The organism is Acidovorax sp. 35-64-16, assembly GCF_002281195.1.
Lineage (GTDB): Bacteria > Pseudomonadota > Gammaproteobacteria > Burkholderiales > Burkholderiaceae_C > Acidovorax > Acidovorax defluvii.
Genome location: NZ_NCFM01000067.1, coordinates 1 through 9,178 on the forward strand (window position 1 = coordinate 1; position 9,178 = coordinate 9,178).

Annotated in this window: 12 protein-coding genes and 1 pseudogene; 6 read left to right on the forward strand and 7 right to left on the reverse strand. The window is 62.3% G+C overall.

From position 1 onward, the window contains the following. The first annotated feature begins 123 nt into the window (after positions 1–123). Complete coding sequence (locus B7Y64_RS18705) at positions 124–630, forward strand: SgcJ/EcaC family oxidoreductase (RefSeq protein WP_291329572.1); 507 nt, start codon at positions 124–126, stop codon at positions 628–630. A gap of 1 nt (position 631) precedes the next feature. Here the strand turns inward: B7Y64_RS18705 and B7Y64_RS18710 are convergent, their stop codons facing one another. From B7Y64_RS18710 to B7Y64_RS18725, 4 genes are all read right to left on the reverse strand, one after another. After that, entirely contained in the window at positions 632–1,615 is a 984-nt protein-coding gene (locus B7Y64_RS18710; RefSeq protein WP_280066687.1) for a hydrolase, read from the reverse strand. A gap of 250 nt (positions 1,616–1,865) precedes the next feature. Then, entirely contained in the window at positions 1,866–2,084 is a 219-nt protein-coding gene (locus B7Y64_RS18715; protein WP_075750361.1) for a hypothetical protein, read from the reverse strand. Beyond that, entirely contained in the window at positions 2,081–2,638 is a 558-nt protein-coding gene (gene rsmD, locus B7Y64_RS18720; protein ID WP_291329578.1) for a 16S rRNA (guanine(966)-N(2))-methyltransferase RsmD, read from the reverse strand. Before rsmD ends, B7Y64_RS18715 begins: the two co-directional genes overlap by 4 nt. Before the next feature lie 146 nt (positions 2,639–2,784). Next, on the reverse strand, positions 2,785–3,447 hold the full coding sequence (locus tag B7Y64_RS18725; RefSeq protein ID WP_029463535.1) for a hypothetical protein: 663 nt from the start codon (positions 3,445–3,447) through the stop codon (positions 2,785–2,787). A 1,596-nt stretch (positions 3,448–5,043) separates the two neighbouring features. Here B7Y64_RS18725 and B7Y64_RS18730 point away from each other — a divergent pair. From B7Y64_RS18730 to B7Y64_RS18750, 5 genes are all read left to right on the forward strand, one after another. Next, positions 5,044–5,292 carry a type II toxin-antitoxin system ParD family antitoxin gene (locus B7Y64_RS18730; protein ID WP_029463534.1) on the forward strand — a complete coding sequence of 83 codons (249 nt, stop codon included), beginning with the start codon at positions 5,044–5,046 and terminating at the stop codon, positions 5,290–5,292. Further along, entirely contained in the window at positions 5,289–5,576 is a 288-nt protein-coding gene (locus B7Y64_RS18735; RefSeq protein WP_029463533.1) for a type II toxin-antitoxin system RelE/ParE family toxin, read from the forward strand. The genes B7Y64_RS18730 and B7Y64_RS18735 overlap by 4 nt, the downstream gene beginning before the upstream one ends. Positions 5,577–5,854: 278 nt before the next feature. Next, complete coding sequence (locus tag B7Y64_RS18740; RefSeq protein WP_034112471.1) at positions 5,855–6,583, forward strand: DNA-binding protein; 729 nt, start codon at positions 5,855–5,857, stop codon at positions 6,581–6,583. A gap of 186 nt (positions 6,584–6,769) precedes the next feature. Next, the gene (locus B7Y64_RS18745; protein WP_029463531.1) at positions 6,770–7,027 is read left to right on the forward strand and encodes an AbrB/MazE/SpoVT family DNA-binding domain-containing protein; all 258 of its coding nucleotides are present in this window, start codon (positions 6,770–6,772) and stop codon (positions 7,025–7,027) included. Then, complete coding sequence (locus B7Y64_RS18750) at positions 7,024–7,419, forward strand: PIN domain-containing protein (protein ID WP_029463530.1); 396 nt, start codon at positions 7,024–7,026, stop codon at positions 7,417–7,419. The genes B7Y64_RS18745 and B7Y64_RS18750 overlap by 4 nt, the downstream gene beginning before the upstream one ends. A gap of 508 nt (positions 7,420–7,927) precedes the next feature. On the opposite strand, the pseudogene B7Y64_RS19040 reads toward B7Y64_RS18750, so the two are convergent. The 3 genes and pseudogenes from B7Y64_RS19040 to B7Y64_RS18760 form a co-directional block, all read right to left on the reverse strand. Next, positions 7,928–8,048 (reverse strand): annotated as a pseudogene (locus B7Y64_RS19040) (type II toxin-antitoxin system RelE/ParE family toxin); the annotation flags it as partial. Continuing rightward, a complete protein-coding gene (locus B7Y64_RS18755) occupies positions 8,033–8,353 on the reverse strand; it encodes a BrnA antitoxin family protein (protein ID WP_045538175.1) in 321 nt (106 codons plus the stop codon). The pseudogene B7Y64_RS19040 and the gene B7Y64_RS18755, both read right to left, overlap by 16 nt. Then, positions 8,313–8,591, reverse strand: a complete 279-nt coding sequence (locus B7Y64_RS18760; RefSeq protein WP_029463528.1) for a BrnT family toxin — start codon at positions 8,589–8,591, stop codon at positions 8,313–8,315. Before B7Y64_RS18760 ends, B7Y64_RS18755 begins: the two co-directional genes overlap by 41 nt. Between the last annotated feature and the right edge of the window lie 587 nt (positions 8,592–9,178).

A 9,178-nucleotide genomic window follows, 5' to 3' on the forward strand; every position in this document is an offset into this window, starting at 1 on the left:
TTTGAGAAATCAACCCAGCAGTCCCCTGTGTGCATGCCTGAGACGCCCCAAACGTGTGCTATACTTGTGCTCATGCGGTTGGATTTCCTATCCCCGCGTCTTTCAATAGCCGGAGATTCAACCATGTTGAAACCCTTGTTCAGCAGCTGTGCCCTCGCCCTGTCCGTGCCGCTGGTTCAGGCGGCCGATGCGCCTTATGTCTACACGGAAACGGCAACCGCCCCGAGCAATGCGCAGGAGCAGCAGATCGCCGGCCTGTTCGAGCGCTGGAACGCCGCCATGCAGACTGGCGACTCGGCCAAGGTCGCTGCCTTGTACGCCGACAACGGCGTGCTGCATGCCACGCTATCGAATCGAGTGCGCGTAGGCCATGAGGCAATCAAAGACTATTTCGACCACCATTTATTTCAGGCCAAGGCGGTGGGCACGATCAACATGCGTGAAATTCGCCAGATCGGCCCGGATGCAGCGGTGGATTCGGGGGTTTACACCATCACCCTGACCCAGGGTGATGCGGTGGTGCGCCAGGTGCAGGCGCGCTACACCTTCGTTTACCAGAAGGTCGATGGCGAGTGGAAAATCCTCCATCACCACTCCTCGGCGATGCCGGAGCAGCCTGCCGCCAGTTGATTCAGGTGAGTGTGTCCAGCCAGTGAGGAATGCGCCGCTCCAGGTAGTAACTGGGGCGGCGCGGGCTACCTTCGACGAAGCCGACATGCCCGCCCTGGGCATGCAGCTCGAACTCGGTGCCGGGCGCCAGTTCGCCGGCCTCCGGCAGGCTGTGGCGGAAGATGAAGGGGTCGTCCTCGGCCTGGATGATCAGCGTACGTGTGCGGATTTCACCCAGGTAGAAACGGCTGGAGGCGCGGCGGTAGTAGTCGTGGGCATCGGCGAAACCGTGCAGCGGCGCGGTGATGCGTCCGTCGAAGTCCCAGAAAGTGCGCATGCCGTCCAGCGGGCCCAGGCGCTGCAGCACCGACAGGCGCTCGCCCTGGCCGCTATCGGCGAACAGGCGCTGCTTGTTGTTCACGTAGGCGACCATTTCACGCATGAAGTGCGCCTGATACACCCGCGAGAAGCCCAAACCGATGCGGTCGGCGCACTGGTCCAGACGAAACGGCACCGAGACCGCCACCGCTGCTTGCAGCTGGCTTTGCTCGCCACTCTCACCCAGATACTTGAGCAACACGTTGCCGCCCAGGGAATAACCGACGGTGTATAGCGGCGCCATCGGTCGTTGCGCGCGCAGGTGGACGACAGCCGATGCCAGATCCTCGCTGGCGCCGGAGTGGTAGCCGCGCGGCAGCAGATTGGGTTCACCGGAGCAGCCGCGCCAGTTCAGCGCCACGCTGGCCCAGCCACGCGCGGCCAGAACCTGCTGCAGGCCGAGCACGTAGAGCGAGTTGGAGCTGCCGGTCAAGCCATGCAGCACCAGCACCAGCGGCGCATGGGCGTCATGCGGGCCGTGCCAGTCGAGGTCGAGAAAATCGCCATCGTCCAGCCACAGCCGCTCGCGCTGCCGTTCCAGTTGCGGCGGCTTGCGGCAGAAGGGGTTCCACAGCGTCTGCAGATGCGGGCCGGGGAGCCACCAGGCGGGGCGAAAGTCAGTTGTCATTGGTGCATTCGGCCGTTGGCAGCACGGATTCAGGGGGCTCGATGTAGGGCGTACTCGCGAAGCAGTACGCCGTTGCTGGAGACCTCATGGCACAGGCGCCAGAGAGCGGGCTTTCTTGGGGGCATACGTTGGCATGGGCTGGCGGACTGTTCGCTGGCGCTACGAGCGGTCGGCGTTCCGATCCGCCCTACGCTTGGCCAACTTACGAGGATTGTGCTCGCCCCTTCAGGTTCGCCGCAATATCGGCGCCTTAGCGCCGACGCTTGCGCAGTATGCGCCAGGCGCACCAGGCCAAAACCAGCAGGGCGGCGATGCGCTGGTTGGCTAGGCTGATTGTGATGCCGGCGTTGGGATTGTGCGGTATCGCGCGCTGCAGGTTGAGCGCAATTTCCTGCTGGCTGAGCAATACCGGTAGCGCCAGTGCGATCAGCAGCAGGTAGGGCAGGTGGGCGTAGATGAAGTCTTTCATCCACGCTGCCACAGCGCGTAGTGCACCTGGCCGGTGTGCTTCTCGCGATGCAGGCGCCAGTTGCCGGGCAGGCCCAGGCTTGAGGGCGCGGTTTCGCTTTCGGTATAGACCCAGGCGTCATCGGCCAGCCAGCCCTGAGCTTCCAGCAGGTTGCAGGCGTCCTGCAGCAGATCCTTGTGGAACGGCGGGTCGAGCAGAACGATATCGAAGCGCCGCTGCGCCGGACGCGCCAACAGTTGCAGGGCATCGCCCAGATGAATCTCGCCCGTGCTGCATTGCAGCGTCGCCAGGTGGCCGCGCAAGGCGCTCACCGAGGCCGGGTTGAGGTCGCAGGCCAGACCGCTGGCAGCACCACGCGACAGCGCTTCGAGCAGCAGTGCGCCGCTGCCGGCGAAGGGGTCGAGCACATAAGCGCCCTCGACATAGGGCGCCAGCCAGTTGAACAGCGTCTCACGCACCCGGTCCGGGGTCGGGCGCAGGCCTGGCCCGTCGGGGAAAGCAAAGCGCCGCGAACGCCACTGCCCGCCGATGATGCGCAACTGACCCTGGCACATGGGCAGGAAGGAAACCGAAAAAGCGATTACAGATAGCCGCTCCGACCGCGTGACGCGGGGTGGCTCGGTAGACAAGCTGCTGGCCGATGACTGAAGCCAGGGATTCCGGACGGGTTCAATTCTCTGCTCTTTTTGGCTTGCGCGGCTCACTTGGTCAAGCCCCGATCCGCACTGGCGCGAAAACCAGCGATGATCGGTAATTTATCCGGGTCTGGCCCCGTGTAAGGCACCTTGTACTTGCGCTCGATCAGCTTTTTGAGCGAGCTTATCTCTTGCTTGAGTTGCTTCCTGACCCCGGCATAAGCGGGGTATAGCTCTACAGCTTCGCGCATGTGCATCATTGCTGCGCTGGCCTTTTGCTCTTTAATGAGTTTGAGCCAGTAGCGCGCCTGCGGCGCGATTACTTCTGGCGCAAGCCTCCAGCTCAGCGACGTTTGCCTGTCGCTGCCGACTTCATTCGACAGCACAAAATCCTGCACGCGCTTTAGCGGCACCCACTTTTCACGCCGCCACTGCGCGTCTTTGGGGAGTCGGTCATCAAATGCGGTCGATAGCAACACAATTTGCCGTGAGTGCGGTTGACCTAATACAGATAGGTCAAGCGCAACAGCACTCGGTAGGCCTTTGAGCTTGCGGGAATAGCGTTTCCAAGCGGGAAAATTGACGCCATAAACCTCGATGAATTTCTCCATCAGGCTATCTCGTTTGTCGGCGTGAACCACGATCGGGCACTCTGTCGTGAGCACGTAGCCGCGCTGGAAGTGCAGCAGCACGGCTTGCAGGCCGGTGGTGAGGTCATAAATTTTCATGGCGCTTCGTTATCAGTCGGGGTCGGGGCAAGAGTAGCTGCATGCACGAAGTGCCGAGGCGTCAAGCCGTCGTCGCTAAGTCATTATAAGCAGCGTGTGTACGGCTATCAAGGCCGTCTGTGCGAAGCACACAAATGAAGGGGGTAAGGCGGGTCTAGACCCGCCGTCCTTGCCGCGCCAGCGGCACATATCAGACGCCGGAGTGAGCCCCCGGAACCACGTCTATCGCTCACCTGGTTGCGTGGAACGCATCTCTGGGGCCCCTGGTGCGGGCACGCCGCTTGCACTATGCGCATACTGTGCGCATACTGTGCGCATAGTGCAGGCTGCCACCTGCATTACGCTAACAGAGAATTGTCGATAACACACACACCGCACGCGCAATGCGTGCCCACCGCAAGAAATGCCACTTGCGGGAGATCGATTGGCGCCCGGTGCGAGCTAGTAGCCGCACGCCGGGTGCGAGGGAGTATGCGTAGGACTAATCCGCGAAAGCGAGTAACCCCTGTGCATCAGCCCATGCCAATTTGATTTGTGAATAGGTGCGTAAAGTTAGGAATACACGGACCCAGCAATGGACGCTGGGACACGGGATGCTCGAGAGGGTATAACGTGATTGGTGACGGCATACGTAAAGCGCGGAGAGAGCGCATCGCACGATTGACCAAGCGGTCAAGGCGTTGCGGGGCACGAGCTGGCGCAAGCTGGCGAGGTCACGGGAAGCGAAGCCGGAAAAGCACCCCGAAAGGGTGCGAACCAATGGTGAGAAAAATAAGAATAACGTCGCGTGGTAGGGCTGAAATGCCTGCACACCTGGTATCACAGCGCAGTACTGAGTAAGGGAGCCGCTTGACCCTCTTCGAGCCCCCGAAATCGAATCTGCTGAAAGGCGGATAGAAAGCCGAAAGGCTAGGTACTATTGCTGCGGGAACGCGACATCCATCCAAAAACCAAGTGTATATCTGAAACTGACTCTGTCTGCGACGGTCGCGTGTAGGCACACGCGGCGCGGGAAGCGAACCCGAAAAACTAATCGTGACGGATGCGTAACTGACCACGTTGAGAGCGTTGTCCGCAAGGACATTTGGCCACCGAAAGTGAGCAGCGAGTCCGGGAAAACCGGCACGTGAGGCAGCGAGTCGATCGTTATAGTGAGTGTGTGTGTTTGAAAGCCCTGGCAGGGGCCGACAAAGATAACTACAGCAAGCGTGGCAGCGAAGCGTAGTTGAGCGCAGTGAATGCGCGGCGAGAAGTGTAATCGTGTGAGTCAAGAAAACCCGGCGCAAGCCGGGGCTGCGGCATGCGCGTTGCGCATGACCTGATCTACACCCCCGGCCGTTGGCTTGGGGGAATCTAAGTTGCGGCGCAAGCCGCAGCTCAAGCGTGCGCGATTTTCGCGCGATGTTCAATCAAACCCCCGGCCCGATGGTCGGGGGTTTTCTTTTGTGCGCCCGGCACGGGCGCTTTCTTGGTGGTGCAAGTCCCGCCGTCAGGGCGAGTGGGTGAGAAGCAACCGCCACGCCCCGTGCGCCCGCAATCCTCCCAACAGGATGTACCAAAGGTTGGTATTATTGGCGCGTCAACAGGAGAACGCTCATGAGCCGAAACACATCCGTATCCCTCGGGACGCACTTCGCCAGCTTCATCGATGCCCAGGTGCAAGGCGGGCGCTACGGCTCGGCCAGCGATGTTGTCCGGGCAGGCTTGCGGCTGCTGGAAGAGCACGAATCCAAGGTGAAGGCGCTGCAAGATGCTCTACGCGCTGGCCTTGAATCCGGCGAGCCGCGCGCGTTCGACTTCGAGGCCTTCAAGGCCCGTAAGCGTGCAGGGCTGCAGCCGCAGTGAAGGCTGTTGCGTTCTCGCCAGCGGCGCAGGCCGACATTGGCGAAATTTGGGACTACAGCGCCGATAGGTGGGGGCCAGACCAAGCCGACAACTACATCGATGCCATTCGGGATGCGTGCTATGCGCTGGCCCGAGGGACAAAGCACGGTCGCCCGGCCGAGGTGTTGCCGGACTTCCAAAAGTACCTGTGCGGCTCGCACGTAGTCTATTTTCTGAATTACCCTGACCATCTGGACGTGATTCGAGTCCTGCATCAACGGCAGGACGCTGAGCGCCATCTTTAGCCCAAGCCGGGCGCTGTCCATCTCGAGCCTGCTGCGCTGCGGGCTTCCTTGGCTTGCTCCTAGTGGTGCTTGACCTAGTGCGCCATAGTGAATATGGCTGCTGCAATTTGACCTAGGCAGCGCTGTCCAACGGGGACCGGCAGCCGGCGGGCCAGTTCCAGCGTGACACCCGGTAGGCCGGCGGCGGGAAACCCCTCCAAAATTTGTTTGTTTATTTATTTCTTTATTTGTTTGTTTGTTGTGCTATACTTTAGGCATCGTCCACAAAGGAGCACGCCATGCGTCCAACCGAGTTCCCCGCAGAGGCCATCATCGCGGCCGGTCAGTCCCTACAAGCCGCCGGGCGCAATGTCACCGGTTTTGCGCTGCGCCAACGGGTCGGCGGCGGCAACCCGGCGCGGCTGCGTCAGGTGTGGGATGAGTACCTAGCGAGCAATACCACCGCGCAGGCCCAGCCGCTGGCCGAGCTGCCCGTGGAGGTCGCCGACGAGGTTGCAGCGGTCACGGCGGCGCTCAAGGAGCGCATCACCACACTTGCAGTCGAGCTCAACGACAAAGCCGTCAAAGCTGCCGAGCGCCGAGTGGCCGAGGTTGTGCGCGCCGCCGGCGAGCAGCGCGAGCAAGCCGAACGCGAGCTGGCTGACGCCACCTCCACGGTTGACGACCTCGAGAAAACGCTGGATGCAACCAGGTCGGAAGTCGAGGCCTTGGGCGGCAAGCTCACCGATTCGCAAGCCCACGGACAAGCGCAGGCGGTCGAGCTGGCCCAGTTGCGCGAACGGCTCACCGCTGCGGAGCAATCGATCAGATCCGACGCCGAGGCCTTCGAGCGCTTGCGCACCGAGCTGGCCCAAGCACGCAGTGAAGCGCAAGCAGCGCGCGAGGATGCGGCGCGCTTGCGCGGCCAGGTCGAGGCCCTCGAGGGCCAGCGGGCCGAGCTGGTGCAAGTCTTGGCCGAACGGCCAGTGGCGGCACCCAAGGCTGAAAGGCCAGCGAGCAAGGGTTGAGCTGGGTGCTGTGCGCTGCACGCTGCACCCAGTGATATGAACTACCCCACCCTTTGCTCAGCATAGGGTGGAGTCCGGGTCGGCGGCGAAGGCAGAGGTAAGAAGTAGCGAACAGGACATTCCTTGTAACGCACTCCTTACTAAATTAAACTTGAAAGACATAACCAACCTCAAAAGGAAATGACGATGCTCGCCACACTCACCAGCAAGGGACAAGTCACCTTGCCCGCGCCGATCCGCGCCGCGCTCAGGCTCGATGCCGGCGCACGTCTCGACTTCGCCTTGCAGGACGACGGCTCGATCCGCGTCGTGCCGGTTTCGCGCGATCCGCTCGCTGTCTGCGCCGTGTTGCCCAAACCGCTGCGCGGGCCAGTCAGCGTTGCGGACATGCGCGCCGCAGTCGCCGGACGTGCCGCAGAGCGCTTTGCGCGGGGCGCCAAGTGATCGGTCTCGACACCAACGTGCTGGTGCGCGTGCTGGTCGACGACGGCTCGGCGGACGTGACCAAGGCGCGCAAGTTCGTCGCCGCACAGGCGGCGGAAGGGTGCGATTTCTTTGTCGATACGGTCGTGCTGGTCGAGATGGTCTGGGTGCTTGAAACCGTGTTCGGTTACGGGCGCACCGATATCGGCACGGCTATCGACGCGATACTGGGCAACGCCGCCTATGTCGTCGATGGACGCGAAACCGTTGCGGCGGCGCTCGCACTGTTCCGCAACGGAAAGGCGGACTTCTCCGACTGCCTGATCGTCGCGCGCAATGCGGCGGCCGGCTGCACCGGCACGGCCTCGCTCGACAAGGCCATGCGGCCTTTGTCCGGCGTTATCGCGCTCTGACCTTTTCACCCGGCGACCCTCCTGCCCTGCCGCCAGGCACCCGCCCCCATGACCAGCAGCAGCGTGAGGATCACGCCCAGCGCCAGCGAAACCGCAGCAGGCGGCAACTCCACCGACTGGCGCGCTGCGCACGCAGCGGACGGGGGCGGAGCCCCGCCCCCGGCGCTAGCGGCCAGCGGCCGTGCAAAACCGCATTGTCCACCGCGCGCGGGCGCGCCGTGGACAACCCGCGCCGGGGCGCGGGACTGCGGTTTCGCCCCGCCTGACGCTCCCCCACCCTGTTTAACAGATACCAAATACCGGAGCGGGCGGCCAAAAGAGCGGCGACTGCCTGTCCATTTATCGTTACACAGTTACGATAAATCAAGGGTGCCGCCGCCGGTGTAGGGGCCAGCAGGGCAGGCGCAGTCCAACCGAGCAACCGCAGCCCAGCCCGCATACAAACCGATAGGTGCCAGCGCAGGCCGGGTGTAGCTTGTCGTGCAGTGCAGACACCCCGCCCCGCGTGCTACGCCGTCACTGGTGGCCACCGGCGGGCGGGTATGCACCAAGGCCAGTATCCAAACCGTGCTGCCGTCGATCTCGTACACCAGCCTATAGCTTTCATGCGCTATCACTTGGCCTGAGCCTTGTGCGCCTCGACGTAGGAGCGCAAAACGGCGTTCATGCGCGACTGGTAGCGCTTGCCGGCGTGCTTGAAGTACGCCAGCACGTCGGCATCGATGCGCAGCGTCACTTGCTTCTTGGCATGGGGCAGCTCTGCCGCCGCCTTCATCCAGACCGCATCGGGTAGTGCAGGTGCGTCGCTGTAGTCGATCTGCTCATCGGGCATCGAGGCCACGGCAGCCAGTCGCGCCTTTTGCTCGGTGCCCAAGCGCGGCGGTCGCTTGAGGTCAAGGGTGCGCTTGACGATAGTGCTTTCTTTCGCTGGCATTGGCTTTCCTTGCTGAAATCAGGCGGATGGTGTGCTCGTGTCGAACGGTATAGACCACGTAGAGCACGGCGCAGTAGGCCAAGCCGATCGTGGCCCAGCGGTCCTCTCCATAGTCTGCGCGCCCGTCGTAAGCCTCGACCCGGTTGGAGTCGTAAAAAACCAGCGCGGCATCTTCGAAGGAAACGCCGTGCTTGGTCAGGTTGCGCGCCGCTTTGTCGGCGTCCCATTCGATCTCCATGGTGGCCGTAGTGTAGCTGCGTTTTGTAGTTACGCCAAGTCCTGCCAGCGCACGCCTAGTTGGGTGCTGTACCCTGGCCTCTCTGGCGCGTTTTTTGGTGTCGATTGATACCTCGGGCATCACCAAGCTCATAAAAACGCTTCTAGGCCAGTTTTAAGCCGTTCTTGGGCGTGCGGCAGCGGAGATCGAAGCTGCCGCCGTCACCCACCCATTGTTAAACCGGCTGTTTGAATACAAAAGCAGGCACGCCCGGGCAGGGTTTGAGCGCGTGCTCGCGCGATTGTGGACGTCGAGCGGCGCAGCGGGGGGGCGCGTTAGCGCCTCTTTACATCCCCCCCCGCTTGCGGGGGGGCTGTTGGGTGCTGTCCGTGGACGTGTGTGCGTGTGCTCGCGCGCGCATGCGAGTTAAAACCTTGTTAAAAGGTTAAAGCGCGCGCGCATGTTACGGGTTGAACAACCTCAACCAAGTCAACGGGTTACACAACGTTTGCGCGTGTGAAACCGCGAGGAATGCGCGTGTGAAACCGCGAGGAATGCGCGTGTGAAACCGCGAGGAATGCGCGTGTGAAACCGCGAGGAATGCGCGT